This is a genomic window from Brevibacterium limosum (genome assembly GCF_011617705.1).
Lineage (GTDB): Bacteria > Actinomycetota > Actinomycetes > Actinomycetales > Brevibacteriaceae > Brevibacterium > Brevibacterium limosum.
Genome location: NZ_CP050154.1, coordinates 2,907,260 through 2,922,003, shown reverse-complemented (window position 1 = coordinate 2,922,003; position 14,744 = coordinate 2,907,260). Strand labels below are relative to the sequence as shown.

Here is a 14,744-nt window from a genome sequence, read left to right as displayed (position 1 = left end):
GCGATACCAATACGGATCGAGTACTACCGCGGCTGGCAACACCGTGGACGAGAGAACCCTGGAACCTGGCATCAGGATCGAGTCGTCAGCCCAACAGCACCAATGAGCAATACCGCCATCACCATTGCCATAGCAGGATATCCGCCCAGCAGACCTGCTAAAGCGGGTCCGGCCACAGGGGCAAAGGCACCGACGAACGTCATTGGTGCGGTGAAGACTGCGTTGATCGTCCCGAAGTTCTTCGTCCCCCATCTGTCCGAGACCGCTGTGGCCTGAAGCAGCGTGTGACAGCCCCGCACAGCACCGGCAAGGACCGCAACCACGATCAGCAACCACGCTGGCCCCGGCACGAGAGCCAGCGTCAACAGGCTCACTGCACCAATAGCAAAGATGGTGACCGTGCGTGTGCGTGCCGAGGTCGCTCGTGCGAACTGGGGGTATCCGATTCGACCGACAACCTGCCCGGCCCCAATGAGTCCGAGGGCCACAGCAGCGAGTGAATAGTCCATGCCGCGTTGAAGAAACAGCGGAATGATGTTGATCGTGACCGCGAACAACGTGAACGTGGCCATGGCCATGGCGATCTGCAAAATGATGAACTTCGGTGTGCGAGTCACCTGCCTCACCTCGGCCTTGGATACCGCTGCAGACTGCGATCCAGCATCATCAGACCAGCGCCCATTAAGAAAAAGCGCATGCAATGGCACAGTGATCACAGCCAGAACACCGGCCATCACCACGTAGCCGCCGCGCCAACCGAGACCATCGATGAGGGCGACCACCAAGGGCGCGAACACCGTCGATGCTAGTCCTCCAACCAGCGTCAGCGTCGTCAACGGTCCGACTCGATCGGTCCCATACCACCGAGTGATGACAGCAAATGCTGGAGGATAGAGAACCGCGGACTGGGCAAATCCGGCAATGATCCACGCGGTGAAAAACACGGGAAGCGACGGCGACCACGCCACTAGCAGCAACGCCACGACACCGATGACTGAACCCGCTGTCATGACTGTTCGCGGGCCGTTGGCATCGAGGATGCGCCCGACTCGAATACCTGCCACAGCTGAGACGATGAGACCAGCCGAGAGAGCAGCAGTGATCGCTGTGGGGCTCCACCCTGTGTCCTGGGAGATCGGCGTTACCGCGACTGGAAGCGAATAGTACAGTAACCCCCAGCTGGTGATCTGCGCGGCAGACAGCGCGGCAAGACCACCTCGCGGTCGCCCAGTCACCGGATTGGTCACGCGGGAGAGAGAAAAGCAGCCAGCTTTTCCAAAGTACTCGCCTTGATCGAATAGTACGACCAAACGCCGCGCTTCTCGCGGTCGAGTACTCCGGCATCGACAAGGATCTTCAAGTGATGGGACACGGTTGGCTGGCCCAACCCGACGGGTTCGGTGAGGTCACATACGCACGCCTCATTACTCACGTTCGCCGCCACCAGCGACACCAGCCGTAGTCGGGTCGGATCTGCCACAGCCTTGAGGAGCCGAGCAAATTCCACCGCATCGTCCTGGCCCAAAGGTCTCATCGTCAGCGACGGGCAGCACGAGCGCGACACTGCGGCCGGGAGAGTCTGTTCAATCATCACATCTCCATTATGCCAAGACATTGACATTTGTCGATACGTGGTGCTTGAATACATATCGACACACATCGATGTTTGACGGTGGGAGTTTGAGACTTCGTGGATACGGTCTCCGCGGAAGAGTGGTTACTCGCCCGGTTTTCATCGATCAATTTGCCACTGCTAAGAAGGAGATTCATTATGCCTGAGAACTCGACCCTCGCTGATCTTCCGGTCGTCGTCATCGGCACTGGCCCCGTTGGCTTAGCTGCTGCCGCCCATCTGGTCACGCGTGGGATGAAACCACTGGTCTTCGAAGCCGGCGCTACACCGGCAGCAGCCGTCAGCGAATGGGGCCATATCGGGCTGTTCTCCCCATGGAAGTACAACATTGATCACGCCGCTCGCACTCTCCTCGAAGGCACTGACTGGCAAGAACCCGACAGTGACTATCTGCCGACCGGAACTGAACTCGTCAACGACTACCTCGCCCCCTTGGCCGCGACTCCACAGCTGCGCGAGGCAATCCGCACACAGACCCGCGTCATCGCGGTGAGCCGTCTTGGTATGGACCGGACACGCACACCAGATCGCGATGCCACGGCTTTCCTCGTCCGCACCCAGAGCGCCGACGGAGTGATCGAAGATCATCACGCCCGCGCCGTCATCGATGCTTCCGGCACATGGGCAACCCCGAACCCTCTCGGCCAAGCAGGCCTTCCCGCCATCGGTGAGACCGCGGCAAGGGAAGCCGGACTGGTCACCTCGCCACTGCCCGACGTCCTTGGACGAGACCGGGACGAGTTCGCTGGCCGCCACGTCCTCGTCGTCGGTGCCGGGCACTCGGCCGCAAATACGCTGCTGGCCCTGGGCGAACTCAACGAAGCAGAACCGACCACACGTATCAGCTGGGCAATTCGCGGAGCCGACCCCGCCAGCGTCTACGGTGGCGGCGACCAGGACGGGCTCCCGGCTCGTGGGGCACTGGGCACCCGTCTGCGCCACCTCGTCGAGACCGGACGCATTGACGTCCACACGTCAGTGACCATTACGGAGCTCAACACCACGGATGGACTCACCGTCTCAGGGACCACACCCGACGGGCCAGTCTCACTCAACGTCGACCGCGTCGTCCCGACCACCGGATTCCGGCCAAACCTCGACTTCTTGCGCGAGATCCGCCTCGAACTCGATCCGGTCGTTGAAGCACCGACAAAGCTGGGGCCGCTCATTGATCCCGAATATCACAGCTGTGGAACCGTCCCGCCCCACGGAGCCAACCTGCTGGCGCATCCGGAGAAGGACTTCTATATCGCGGGCATGAAGTCCTACGGTCGCGCGCCCACATTCCTCATGTTCACCGGATACGAGCAGATCCGCTCCATCGTCGCAGCCCTGGCAGGCGACCAGGCCAGCGCAGACAGAGTCGAGCTGGTTCTACCCGAAACCGGCGTATGTTCAGCCGACATCGGGTCCTCCTGTGACGCACCTGTTGCCGATACTGTCGAGGCTGATTCGTGCTGCGGTGCGCCCGCTGAGCCGGTCTCGATTGGCATCCCCACCGGCTTGGAGCACGGACGCAGTGCATACCAGGAGACACGATGACAACTCCACCACGCGTCCTCTTCGTCTGTGTGAAAAACGGCGGAAAGTCCCAAATGGCCGCGGGGCTCATGAGCGATCTCGCCGGTGACACGATCGATGTGGTCTCTGCTGGCACACAGCCCGGCACATCACTGAACCAACTCTCGGTGCAGTCGTTGGACGAGCTGGGCATCGATATCAGTCACGGCACTCCAAAGCCTGTCAACGACGCTGAGCTCGAAGCGGCCGATATCGTCATCACTTTGGGACGTGAAGCGACCGTGGAGGTGCCTGCGGGCACAGAATTGGAGAACTGGGATACCGACGAGCCGTCTGAGCGAGGAATCGAGGGCATCGAACGCATGCGCCTCGTGCGCGACGACATCCGCAGGCGTGTCGAGAAGCTTCATTCGCGCCTGATGTCATGAGTGACCTTCATGTTCGAGGGATGGTCGGCTCTGACTGGTCCGAGGTCAAGGACGTGTACCGCACTGGAATCGAGACCGGCCACGCCACCTTCGAGTCTGCTCCACCAGCCGCCTGGGAGGACTTTGGTGCAACCAGGCGGCTGGATCTGTGTCGAGTCGCCGTGGATGCCGATGGGAAAATTCTAGGATGGGTGGGCGCTGGGCCGGTATCGTCTCGCGAGGTCTATAGAGGCGTCGTCGAACACTCGATCTACGTGCACCCCGATGCTTCAGGCAAAGGTGTCGGCACTCAGCTCTTGTCTGAGTTCATCAGTCTCGCCGACCAGCGCGGCGTCTGGACGATACAGTCGTCGATCTTTCCCGAGAACACCGCCAGCCTTCGTCTCCACGAGCACGCTGGCTTTCGAACTGTTGGAAGGCGAGAACGTATTGCTTACATGACCTACGGGCCACTTGCCGACCGTTGGCGCGACACGATTGTCGTCGAGCGACGACGACCCTGAAATGAGTTGACTATCGTTTGGCTGCCGACATGACGTCGCGGCCAGCGTCGCGCAGCTCGCCTGTCGGTGACACATGTCGATACAAGGTTTGGCGACTGATCCCGAGTTCCTGGCACAGTGCACCCACATTGGTTCCTGATTGGCCCATAGAAGCCATCGCGAGGCGTACTTTGGCCGGAGTCATTTTGTAGGGACGGCCACCGTTGCGTCCTCGCGCTCTGGCAGATTCCAGGCCGGCTTTCGTGCGTTCGGAGATGAGTTCGCGCTCGAACTCAGCCAGGGCAGCAAAGATCCCGAATACCAGCTTCCCTGACGCGGTCGTTGTATCGATGGCCGCGCCTTGGCCGGTGAGGACTTTCAACCCGACGCCGCGGTCAGTGAGATCGTGAACGATGTTGACCAGATGTCGAAGATCTCGACCGAGCCGGTCGAGTTTCCACACCACCAGGGTGTCTCCTGAACGTAGAGCCTTGAGGCATGCGATCAGTTGTGGTCGGTCATCCTTCTTGCCTGAAGCTCTGTCTTCGTACAATTGCGCATCATCGACGCCAGCAGCAGACAACGCGTCCCGCTGGAGGTCAGTTGTCTGTGAACCATCAGCCTTCGAGACTCGAACGTACCCAACCAGCATCTGCACACCTCGTCACTTAAATGTTCGTTTACGTGACATGAGATGTGAGTCGCAGCGGTAAATGGCACGTTTCTCGCGGCGTTTAGTGGCCGATAAGGAGAGCCTGCCGAGCTGCCTCTGACAACCTCGGGTGTCAACTCGTTGAGGTCGTTCACGGTCTGCATGCGTTCGATCTGAGGGAGTAAACGGTCGACGAGTCGGAAGTTGCCTGCGGTGATCCGGACGATGGTCGGGATAGCACAATACTTCGCGGCCCAGCGTGACAATGTTCGCACTGGCACGCATGATTCGGCCGCGATCTGTGTCCAGTTGACGCGCTCGAACGTGTCGAACCATCTGGCGTGCCTGCGGGATTGCGAGTCGGGCAGCACCGGCGACGCGAGCGTTGGTCTTCTCCGGGGCGACCCGAAACTCCCTGGTTATACTGCCCCTCGCCCTGGCACTGCCCGACTCGCTGTCCCTGGTCGCGGTCGTCGTGGTCACGCAGACACTGGTCGAACTCGTCGGCATGGTCACCTACGTCCGACTCATTCCCCGGGTCGTCGCGCACCGCCCGACGCCGTCGCGTTGAGCGCCCATCACGACGGGGGCTATTCGCCCGCAGTGTCACCGACTTGCGCGACCGGCACATCCCGGCAGCAACAATCTGGATGGCGATCGCAAGCGTGCACGATTATGCCGCGTTGAACCACACATCCACAATCTGCACAGGCCATTTCCATAAGTTCAGGCTATCGCAAGACTATTGGGACATCGAGCGGCATGCCCACTCCGTTGGGGGAACCCCGCCATGGGCCTTGCGTCCGATGGCGGCAGCGGTGCCGCCCCCGGGAAAGAGCGTCGAGCGATGCCATCAGCCACTTCGGGGCACGGGATCCCTCCCTGGCCAGGCGGACCAGGCCGCGCCCATCCGAGGCGCGCACGCGTACAGCGTGTAGGTGCGTTCGCCAAGGCTCGCCTCCGCCGCGACCACTTCATGGACGTCCGCCCCACCTCCCCTTCATCGGAGGCGGTGCCGGTCCAGAAGTACACCCTGTACCGCGCGGACTCCAGTTCCGAGGTTTCGGCGCGTGGATTAACACCCATGGTTTGCATGCTAAGAGTATGGGGCGACCGGAAGCCCGAAGGTCATGCGCTGTGACAGCATTCCTGGCGGGGTGGTCGTGATGGATGACCACTCGGCGACAGCATGGCCCGCCACATAGCTCAGCAGAAGTACCGCCATCTGCGAATAACAGCTACACATCTCGATGAAGTGTCACAATAACTCTCGTCAGTATCGTCTGTGCAACGTAGAATAAGTAACGGGTTAAATGACAATTTCTGACGATCAGAGAGGTTCCCCAGGAGTGTCACACAAACGAACGTATAAATGATGGAGGAGAAACCTGATGCTGGTCGGCTACATGCGCGTTTCCAAAGCCGACGGCTCCCAAGCCACTGACCTGCAGCGCGACGCGCTCCTTGCCGCCGGCATCGAGCCTGCGCAGCTGTATGAAGACAAGGCCTCCGGCAAGAAAGAGGACCGCCCCGAGCTGGTCTCTTGCCTTCGGTCCCTGCGGGACGGGGACACTCTAATGGTGTGGAAGCTGGACCGGCTCGGTCGGGACCTGCGCCATCTGGTCAACATCGTCCACGACCTCACCGAGCGCGGCATCGGGCTCAAAGTCCTCACCGGTCAGGGTGCAGCGATCGACACCACCACCGCCTCCGGCAAACTGGTCTTCGGGATCTTCGCCGCCCTGGCCGAATTCGAACGCGAACTCATCTCCGAACGAACCATGGCCGGCTTGGCATCGGCCCGCGCCCGGGGCAGAAAAGGCGGCCGGCCCTACAAAATGACGTCCGCCAAAGTCCGCCTGGCGAAAGCGTCCATGGGTCAGCCCGACACCAAGGTTGGTGATCTCTGCAAAGAACTCGGCATCACCCGGCAGACGCTGTACCGGCACGTCTCGCCCACTGGAGAACTAAGGCCTGACGGCGCTAAATTGCTCTCCCGAAGCCGGGCGCAGTGAATATTGAGTACGACTGTATGGGCCGGCGCCCAGCGGCACGGAGGGTCCCCTTCACAGGCAGGTGTCTCTCTACCGCTTGCAGGTCCGACACCGCACCCAGTTGCTTGAAATCCAGTGCCAGGTTTGCTTACTAGTTGCAGATGCGGTTGGTGCATCGATCAACCCCGGTGGCGGTTACGGCACTGGGACAGTCGCTGAGCGCGGTGGAACGAAAGGAGCGGCGAATCGTCAGCCGCCGATGATGCCGATAATGGTGCTCACCGCCACGATGGCGGCGACGGCGAACACGAGGATGGCGAAGGCGGTGCGAACGTGTTTGCTGTTGAGTTTGTGTGACAGGCGGCTCGCGGCGAGCGAGCCGGCGATGGCGGGAATTGCGAAGGCCAGTGTTGGGACCCAGTCGATGGTGAAGCCGGTGGCGTGGGCACTGAATCCTGCTGCTGCGTTGATGGTGATGATGACCAGTGATGTTCCGACGGCCTGCGACATCGACAGACCGAGGAACAGCGTCAGTGCCGGAACGATGAGAAAGCCACCGCCGACGCCGAGCAGTCCGGTGAGAAAACCGATCCCAAGTCCGACGGCGGCTGCCTTGGGTAAGCACGATCGCAGGAAGGATCCCTGATCGGAGCCACAGTGTCCGGTTATCTCTGGTGTCTTGGTGAGCATCCGGGCCCCGGCGGCCACCATGATGGCGGCGAAGGCGAGAAGGAGCACCTCTTCGTTCAGGAGCCGGCCGGCGGCGGCTCCGCCCCATGCCGCTGGAATGCCGGCGGCCCCAACCGGCAGTGCGATACGCCAGCTGATACCGGTGCGGATACGGGGGATGACGGCGGCTATGGAGGAGAGTCCGACGACGAGTAGTGAGGTGGGGATGGCGTCGTGGGTGCTCATTCCCACGCCGTAGACAAGCGCGGGAACGGCAATGATGGAACCGCCGGCCCCGACCAGGCCCAGGACCGCTCCGACGAGCAGTCCCAGGGCCAGGGCGGCGGCGATCATGAAGCCTGGGTCTGCGGTGCCGGTCCCCGGGAGGGCAGTTGCAGGATGACTGCTTCGCGGGTTGGCTCCTGAGCCGCGCGGTTCCAGGGCATTGCGGCCAGTGCTTTGCCCATGGCGCAGGTGTTGGTCGCGGCGGAGAAGGTCAGTCCGGTGCCGATGGCCCCGGCGAGCATGCGGAATTTCGGTGAGAGGAACTTGCCGCCGGCGAGCCCGGTCACGACGAGGGAGCCGGCGACCAGGCGGACCTGGCGTTCGAGGTCCCAGCGTTGGGTGCCGTGGACGACGTCGCCGCCGGCGGCCGCGTAGGCGGGAATGCCTCCGGTCAATACATGGGCGGCTTCCACGCCGGCGCCGTTGAGGCGCTGCCGTGCCTGTTCGGCACGCGTGCCGGATTGGCAGACCAGTACGGTGCGTCGGCCGAGCCGCCCTGCGAGCTCATCGGCGTGTTCGGAGAGCAGCGGCAGCGGCACGTTGTATGAGCCGCGGATATGCACCGTTTCGAATTCGGCTCCGCTGCGCACGTCCAACACGATCAGGTCATCGTCGGTGTCGATCCAGGACTGCAGCGTTGCCGCGCCCACGGTATCGATCGTGGGTTTAGGTTGTGTTGAAGTAGTCATACTTTCCTTTGTGCTCAAGGTGTCCCCGCCGCCGGCAAGGACCGGCGGCGGACCGCCGGGATGGGTGGATGCGCCTTTTTAGGGCTTGTGGGTGGGTCGACCTTCGGTTTCCCAGGCGGTCATGCCGCCGGCCATCGTGTCTGCGCGGAAACCTGCGACCAGCAGGTCCACGGCCGCGTGGGCGCTTCGGTTTCCGCTGGCGCAGACGGTGATGACCGGCCGGCCCGCATCGAGTTCTCCAAGACGGGATGCCAGTTGGCCGAGCGGGATGTGCACTGCGCCGGGGATCATGCCTTCGGCGGTTTCAGCCTCTTCACGTACGTCCAGGATGGTCGCAGTATTGCGGCGTGCATTGGCCTCTGCGGTGGTGATTTCGGACATGGCGGTATTTCCTTTCCGGTGATGGTGCTGCCCGGTGTTCTTAGGCGTTGGATGGTTCGTGAGTGGCTGTCCAGGCGCTGTAGCCACCGGTCAGATCCTTAACGTTGGTGTGGCCGAGGGCTCGCAGGGTGCTGGCGCCGACGCTGGAGCGCCACCCGCCGGCGCAGTGTACGAGGACGGGCCGGTCCGCGGGGACTTCGTTGTGGCGCTGCGCCAGTTCTGCCAACGGAATCCGCACGGAACCGGGCACCGCGCCGTCTTCGATTTCACCGGGATTGCGGACATCGAGAACCGTGGCCCCTTCGTTTTGGCGTTCTGTGTCGAAGGTTTCGACGTCGACGCGTTCTCCCCGCTGGACAATGTCGCCGAGTTCGGTGAAGGCGCGTGCCGGTTCGTTGAGGTAACCGGCCACCCGGTCGAAGCCGATCCGGCCCAGCCGCATCGCGGCCTCTTCTTCACGTGACGCGTGGGTGATAAGGACGATCTCCTCATCTGATCCGATGACCATGCCGGCCGTCTCGGCGAAGCGTCCGTCGAGTCCGACGTTGAGAGATCCGGCGAGGTGGCCTTCGGCGAAGTCCTCCGGTGAGCGGGTGTCGAGGATCCGAGCGCCGCGGGCGGCGGCATCCTGCAGGTCCCGTACGGACAGTGCACGGAGGTCACTGGCGGCGCCGATCAAGGGGCGGTCCTGACGGTTCAGTACGGCATCGACGGCAAAGTACTCCGGGATGGCCGGCTGTCCACTGCGGATCATGGCAACGAATTCGTCTTCACCCATCGGCTGGACGGAGAGGTTCATCATCCGCTGCGCACCGATAGTGGACTCGAGTTCATCCGAAAGGTTTTTGCCGCATGCGGAACCGGCGCCGTGGGCCGGCAGCACACGCACGTCGTCGGGAAGCTTCATCAGCACATCATGGATCGACGCGTAAAGGGCACGTGCCAGCTCGTCCGGGTCGGCGCCGACGGCGGCAGCCAGGTCGGGGCGGCCGACATCGCCGATGAACAATGCATCGCCGGTGAGTACCGCATCCGGGCTCGCACCGGACTGTTCGCGTACCAGTACGCTGATCGACTCCCAGGTGTGCCCGGGAGTCTCCAGGATCTCGAGTTCGACCTCACCGAGGGAGACCTTATCGCCGTGGCTGAAGGTGCGGATCTCGTATTCGGTTTCTGCTCGGCGGCCGTAGCCGATCCATGCGCCGGTGGCCTGGGCGAGTTCAAGGTGGCCGGCGACGAAGTCGGCGTGGAAGTGGGTATTGATCACCCCGGTGATCGTCAGGTTGTTCGCCGCCGCGTCGGCGAGGTACTCGCCAATGTCGCGCCGCGGATCGACGACGACCGCCTGACCGCTTCTCTCATCGCCGATCAGGTAGGAGCCATGGGACAGGCAGCCGAGGTAGTACTGATTCACGATCATTATCGTCCTCCAAAGGATTGTCGTTGGTGGGAATGAAGCCAGTCTTACACATACCCTAGGGGGTATGCAATAAGCCCCTGGGGGTATACAATTGAAGGCAAGCACGAAAGACTATGGAGGAACAATGCAACTCGACACCACAGATCTGGGCCCGGTCGTGAACCGGCTCAAGCGTGCACAGGGACAACTTGGTGCCGTCACACGGATGCTCGAAAACGGCAGTGACTGCAAGGATGTGGTGACTCAGCTTGCCGCCGTATCGCGGGCGCTGGATAAGGCTGGATTTGCCATCATCGCCAGCGGGCTTCAGCAGTGCATGAGCCAGGAGGACCCCCGTATCGATAAGAAGGACTTGGAAAAACTGTTCCTCTCCCTCGCCTAACAGCACCCCCGCCCGCACGAATCGTCAAGCAGCACTGCAGGTACAACCAGCAAGGAGCAGCAGATGAGCTACACCCACACGATCACCGTCGACCTTTCCTACACCGACGCCGTGGAACGGACCAAGGAGGCCCTCTCTGAACAGGGGTTCGGCGTCCTGTCGGAAATCGACGTCCGCTCCACCTTCGAGAGCAAGCTGGGCGCTGAGGCCGCAGAGGCGCTCGGCGATTACGTCATCCTGGGTGCCTGCAACCCCGGCCTGGCCCAGCGCGGCCTCACCGCCGAGCCGGATCTGGGGGCGCTGCTGCCGTGCAACGTCGTCGTGCGCCGCGGCCCATCAGCCGGCACCACGGTGGTCCAAGCCATTGACCCGCAAACCATGGTCGAGCTCAGCGACACCGATGCTGTCCGCGAAGTGGCCGACGATGCCGATACCCGGCTGCGCGCCGCATTAGCTCAATTGCCGGCCGCCGCCGGAGCGTAGGAACCCCACCTATTCCATCAGCGTGAACAGTGCCCATAGTGAAGGAGCATCCCATGGACGTCATCACGATCGACACCCCGCAACTGGGCGACCGCAGCTACCTGGTCCACGACGGCACGAGTGCACTGGTGATCGACCCGCAGCGCGATACCGACCGGCTCGAAGCCGCCGTCCGGAATGCGGGGGTGAAAATCACCCACGTTGCCGAAACCCACATCCACAACGACTACCTCACCGGCGGGCTGATGCTCGCCAAGGCTCACGGGGCAGAGTATCTGGTCAACGCCGCCGACCCCGTCGACTACGAACGGACCCCGGTTGCCGACGGGGAGGTCTTCCAGGTCGGCGATCTATCCGTCAAGGCGGTGGCCACGCCCGGGCACACCCACACCCACCTGTCCTATATCGTCAGCGATGGTCAAGGGCAGGCGGTTTTCTCCGGAGGGAGTCTGCTGTATGGCTCCGTTGGGCGCACCGACCTGGTCAGCGACGATGACACCGAGACCCTCACCCGGAACCAGTACGCCTCGGCGCGGCGGCTCGTTGCCGAAGCCGTCCAGGACGCCCCGCTGTATCCCACCCATGGGTTCGGTTCCTTCTGCTCCAGCGGACCTGCCGCCCAGGTTGATTCGTCCACTATCGGCGAGCAGGCCCGGGACAACCATGCTCTGACAGATCCGGACGAGGACCACTTCGTTTCGGAATTGATCGCCAACCTCAGCGCTTACCCTGCCTACTACGCACACATGAGCCCCCTGAACATTGAAGGCCCCGGTCCCGCGGACCTGACAGTGCCAGAGTCGGTCGACGCCGGCGAACTCGGCCGCCGCCTCAACGACGGCGAATGGGTCATCGACCTGCGCAACCGGGTCGCTTTCGCCAGCAACCATCTGGATGGGTCCGTCAGTTTCGAATATGGCGACGGGTCCAGCTTCACCGGATATTTGGGCTGGGTGCTGCCCTGGAACGACAAACTGACACTGCTCGGTACGCACGAAGATGTGGAGAACGCGATCCGGGACCTGTCCCGGATCGGCATCGATTCCCCCGATACTGCCACCGGCGGCGGCCCGGCCGAATGGGCCCATGGAGTGCCAACCGCCAAGTATCCCCGGGTTGGCTGGGATGAGGTTCCCCGCGGCAGCACCGGTGACGAAGTCATTCTTGACGTGCGGCGCACCGACGAGTTCGAAACCTCCCACATTCGAGGGGCCGTCAACATCCCCGTCCATGACCTGCCGTCCCGGATGGGCGACGTCCCGCCACAGCGGCTGTGGGTGCACTGCGCCTCCGGCTACCGTTCCGGCATCGCCGCGAGCCTGCTGCAGCGCGCCGGCAAAGACGTGGTCCACATCGACGCCATGTTCAACGAGGCCGAAAGTGTCGGCCTGCCCATGGCCGAATCGTAACCGCTCCTCACAGCGACAGCCTTCGCGCTGGCTCACTAGGCTCTGCTGTTCCGTGCCCGATTCGCTGCTGCTGCGCTTCGGACAGGCCCAGCCCGGTTAGCGACCGCGATCGAAGAAGCCACCGAAGCTGGGATCGCCGCCGTCTCCATCGGCGGGGCCCCTGCAGCACACGGTCCATCCCGGTGGTGGTGAGCAGGAAATGCCCGCTGCACAAGGCTTGAGAGGTCAAAACTGGGTTGACACATACCGGCAAGAGACACATAGGACTGAAGATCTGACCATGCACGACCAGAGAGAAGGAGCACGATCATGATGAACGGCGGCGGTATGGGTGGTATGGGATTGATGTGGGTCTTCGGGCTGCTGGTGCTCGCCGGGGTAATCGTGCTGGTGGTCGTGCTGGTAAAGACCCTCTCCGGCAGATCCTCGAACACCGGCGCACCCGATCACGGTCGTGCCCCCGGCGCGGATCCTGGCCGGGGGCGGGAGATCCTCCAGGAGCGCTACGCCCGCGGCGAGTTGAGCGCCGAGGAGTACCGCGAACGGTTGCAGACCCTCGAAGATGACGGCCGGTGAGCCCGCTGACCCGCCGGCAGCTGCTGGCGCTTGGCGCGGCAGGGGCCGGTGCCACCGTCGTCGGCGGGACCGGGCTGTGGTGGACCGCCACCGGCGGCCGCGGGTACACCGGTGGTGAGGACCTGATCGAACCGCAGGTGCTGGCCAGCCGCGAAGGCGTGCTGGAACTGGACCTGACCGCCGCCCAGACACGCATCCAGGTCGGCGGACGGCAGGCATCCGTGAAGGCTTTCAACGGCTCCCTTCCCGGCCCGACTCTGCGCGTGGCACCCGGAGATACAGTGCGGGTTGCGATGACCAACCGTCTGGAGGCGCCGACGAACCTGCACGTGCACGGGATGCACGTTTCCCCGGAAGGCAACGGCGATAACCCGTTCGTGAGTATCGCACCCGGTGGGTCCTTCAACTATGAGTTCGCCTTGCCCGCCGACCATCCGCCGGGCACCTACTGGTACCACCCGCACCGCCACGGCCACGTGGCCGATCAGGTCGCCGCTGGACTCTACGGGGCCATCATCGTTGAGGACACCGAGCCGGTCCCGGTCACCCGGGAGCGGGTCATGGTGGTCTCGGATCTGACCCTGGATGCTTCGGGCAACCTCGCCGAGGTGAGTCAGATGCAACAGATGATGGGCCGGGAAGGTGAGGTCGTGCTGGTCAACGGAGCGGTCCGCCCGCAACTGAACGCCGCGCCCGGGGAGCGGGAACGGTGGCGAATCGTGAACGCCTGCCCCTCCCGGTACCTCCGACTGCGGTTGGAGGGCCAGCAGGTGCGGGTGCTCAGCCGCGACCTCGGCCGCCTGCCGACCCCCGAGGACATCACCGAAGTGGTGCTGGCCCCCGGCAACCGCATCGAGATGCTCGTGGAAACGACCGAGGGCTCCTCCACGCTGGTCGCCGCACCGGTGGACCGCGGCGGCATGGACGCCATGATGGGCGGGACCATGATGGGTGACAACGAGACCGGTAGCGGCGAGCCGGTCGAGCTGCTCACTCTGACAGTGTCCGGAGCACCCGTCCAAAAACCTCCACCTGTGCCTGAAGGACCGGGCCTGCGAGATCTGCGCGGGGAGCCGATCACCGCCCGCCGCACCCTGGACTTCGCCATGGGCATGGGTGGCGGGGCCATGATGGGCAGTGGGGGCGGTGAGGGGGACACCACGATGATGGCCTTCACCATCAACGGCCAGGAGTTCGGCCCCGACCGGGTCGACACCCCCGTGGCGGCCGGGACCGTGGAGGAGTGGACCCTGAAAAACTCCAGTCCCATGGACCACCCCATCCACCTGCACGTATGGCCCATGCAGATCGTCCAGGACGGAAACCGCGACCTCTCCGAACCGAGGTGGCAGGACGTAGTGAACGTCCCGGCCCGCAGCCAGGTAAAAGTCCTCATCGCCTTCGAGGACTTTCCCGGGAAGACCGTCTACCACTGCCACATCCTCGACCACGAGGACCAGGGCATGATGGGCACCGTAGAAGCCCGCTGACCGCGACGTGCGGTGACGACCGTGGCGACACAGTGCTCCGTGCCCTGCGCCGCCAGGCGAAAAAATGAGGGAAGCGCCGAAGAACAAGATCAGCAGGGTCGTCGATCAGAGCGCGGCCTCCAGCAGATAGTGCAGCCGACTTCGGACATTCCGTGCAGCCGACTTCTGAAAATGACATGCTCAGGCTTCTCGGCCAGACGCTGACTTCTTATAACCATGTCTTGTAATCTCGAGTGTGAATCCATGCACT

Annotated in this window: 16 protein-coding genes and 1 pseudogene; 10 read left to right on the top strand and 7 right to left on the bottom strand. The window is 63.1% G+C overall.

Going from position 1 to position 14,744, the window contains the following annotated elements; all coding sequences use genetic code 11:
* Positions 1–71 precede the first annotated feature (71 nt).
* Both GUY37_RS13220 and GUY37_RS13215 read right to left on the bottom strand, forming a co-directional pair.
* Positions 72–1,235: an MFS transporter gene (locus GUY37_RS13220; protein WP_166829772.1), complete on the bottom strand. Its 1,164-nt coding sequence runs from the start codon at positions 1,233–1,235 to the stop codon at positions 72–74.
* 8 nt (positions 1,236–1,243) lie between these two features.
* Positions 1,244–1,591, bottom strand: coding sequence for an ArsR/SmtB family transcription factor (locus tag GUY37_RS13215; protein WP_166826416.1), 348 nt, complete (start codon positions 1,589–1,591; stop codon positions 1,244–1,246).
* Between the two features lie 180 nt (positions 1,592–1,771).
* Here GUY37_RS13215 and GUY37_RS13210 point away from each other — a divergent pair, with 180 nt between their 5' ends.
* The 3 genes from GUY37_RS13210 to GUY37_RS13200 are packed head-to-tail and all read left to right on the top strand — an operon-like array spanning position 1,772 to position 4,085.
* Positions 1,772–3,175, top strand: a complete 1,404-nt coding sequence (locus GUY37_RS13210) for an NAD(P)-binding domain-containing protein (protein WP_166826411.1) — start codon at positions 1,772–1,774, stop codon at positions 3,173–3,175.
* Entirely contained in the window at positions 3,172–3,582 is a 411-nt protein-coding gene (locus tag GUY37_RS13205) for an arsenate-mycothiol transferase ArsC (protein ID WP_101621217.1), read from the top strand. Before GUY37_RS13210 ends, GUY37_RS13205 begins: the two co-directional genes overlap by 4 nt.
* On the top strand, positions 3,579–4,085 hold the full coding sequence (locus GUY37_RS13200) for a GNAT family N-acetyltransferase (protein ID WP_166826407.1): 507 nt from the start codon (positions 3,579–3,581) through the stop codon (positions 4,083–4,085). Before GUY37_RS13205 ends, GUY37_RS13200 begins: the two co-directional genes overlap by 4 nt.
* Before the next feature lie 10 nt (positions 4,086–4,095).
* On the opposite strand, the gene GUY37_RS13195 is transcribed toward GUY37_RS13200, so the two are convergent.
* Positions 4,096–4,716, bottom strand: coding sequence for a recombinase family protein (locus GUY37_RS13195; protein WP_166829770.1), 621 nt, complete (start codon positions 4,714–4,716; stop codon positions 4,096–4,098).
* A gap of 373 nt (positions 4,717–5,089) precedes the next feature.
* Here GUY37_RS13195 and GUY37_RS13190 point away from each other — a divergent pair.
* Positions 5,090–5,287 (top strand): annotated as a pseudogene (locus GUY37_RS13190) (arsenic resistance protein); the annotation flags it as partial.
* An 820-nt stretch (positions 5,288–6,107) separates the two neighbouring features.
* A complete protein-coding gene (locus GUY37_RS13185) occupies positions 6,108–6,731 on the top strand; it encodes a recombinase family protein (RefSeq protein ID WP_119296828.1) in 624 nt (207 codons plus the stop codon).
* 228 nt (positions 6,732–6,959) lie between these two features.
* On the opposite strand, the gene GUY37_RS13180 is transcribed toward GUY37_RS13185, so the two are convergent.
* From GUY37_RS13180 to GUY37_RS13165, 4 genes are all read right to left on the bottom strand, one after another.
* A complete protein-coding gene (locus GUY37_RS13180; protein WP_062862459.1) occupies positions 6,960–7,733 on the bottom strand; it encodes a sulfite exporter TauE/SafE family protein in 774 nt (257 codons plus the stop codon).
* Positions 7,730–8,353, bottom strand: coding sequence for a rhodanese-like domain-containing protein (locus GUY37_RS13175; RefSeq protein ID WP_062862458.1), 624 nt, complete (start codon positions 8,351–8,353; stop codon positions 7,730–7,732). Before GUY37_RS13175 ends, GUY37_RS13180 begins: the two co-directional genes overlap by 4 nt.
* A 78-nt stretch (positions 8,354–8,431) precedes the next feature.
* The gene (locus GUY37_RS13170) at positions 8,432–8,734 is read right to left on the bottom strand and encodes a rhodanese-like domain-containing protein (RefSeq protein WP_119296827.1); all 303 of its coding nucleotides are present in this window, start codon (positions 8,732–8,734) and stop codon (positions 8,432–8,434) included.
* A gap of 40 nt (positions 8,735–8,774) precedes the next feature.
* Positions 8,775–10,154 carry an MBL fold metallo-hydrolase gene (locus GUY37_RS13165; protein ID WP_062862456.1) on the bottom strand — a complete coding sequence of 460 codons (1,380 nt, stop codon included), beginning with the start codon at positions 10,152–10,154 and terminating at the stop codon, positions 8,775–8,777.
* 124 nt (positions 10,155–10,278) lie between these two features.
* Here GUY37_RS13165 and GUY37_RS13160 point away from each other — a divergent pair, with 124 nt between their 5' ends.
* The 5 genes from GUY37_RS13160 to GUY37_RS13140 all read left to right on the top strand — a co-directional run bounded on the left by GUY37_RS13160 (position 10,279) and on the right by GUY37_RS13140 (position 14,494).
* Positions 10,279–10,536, top strand: coding sequence for a metal-sensitive transcriptional regulator (locus GUY37_RS13160; protein WP_166826404.1), 258 nt, complete (start codon positions 10,279–10,281; stop codon positions 10,534–10,536).
* Positions 10,537–10,599: 63 nt separating this feature from the next.
* Positions 10,600–11,019, top strand: coding sequence for a DUF302 domain-containing protein (locus GUY37_RS13155; RefSeq protein ID WP_062862454.1), 420 nt, complete (start codon positions 10,600–10,602; stop codon positions 11,017–11,019).
* Between the two features lie 53 nt (positions 11,020–11,072).
* Positions 11,073–12,428: an MBL fold metallo-hydrolase gene (locus tag GUY37_RS13150; RefSeq protein WP_062862453.1), complete on the top strand. Its 1,356-nt coding sequence runs from the start codon at positions 11,073–11,075 to the stop codon at positions 12,426–12,428.
* 309 nt (positions 12,429–12,737) lie between these two features.
* Positions 12,738–13,004: an SHOCT domain-containing protein gene (locus GUY37_RS13145; RefSeq protein WP_062862452.1), complete on the top strand. Its 267-nt coding sequence runs from the start codon at positions 12,738–12,740 to the stop codon at positions 13,002–13,004.
* On the top strand, positions 13,001–14,494 hold the full coding sequence (locus GUY37_RS13140; protein WP_129701454.1) for a multicopper oxidase family protein: 1,494 nt from the start codon (positions 13,001–13,003) through the stop codon (positions 14,492–14,494). The genes GUY37_RS13145 and GUY37_RS13140 overlap by 4 nt, the downstream gene beginning before the upstream one ends.
* Positions 14,495–14,744: the final 250 nt, after the last annotated feature.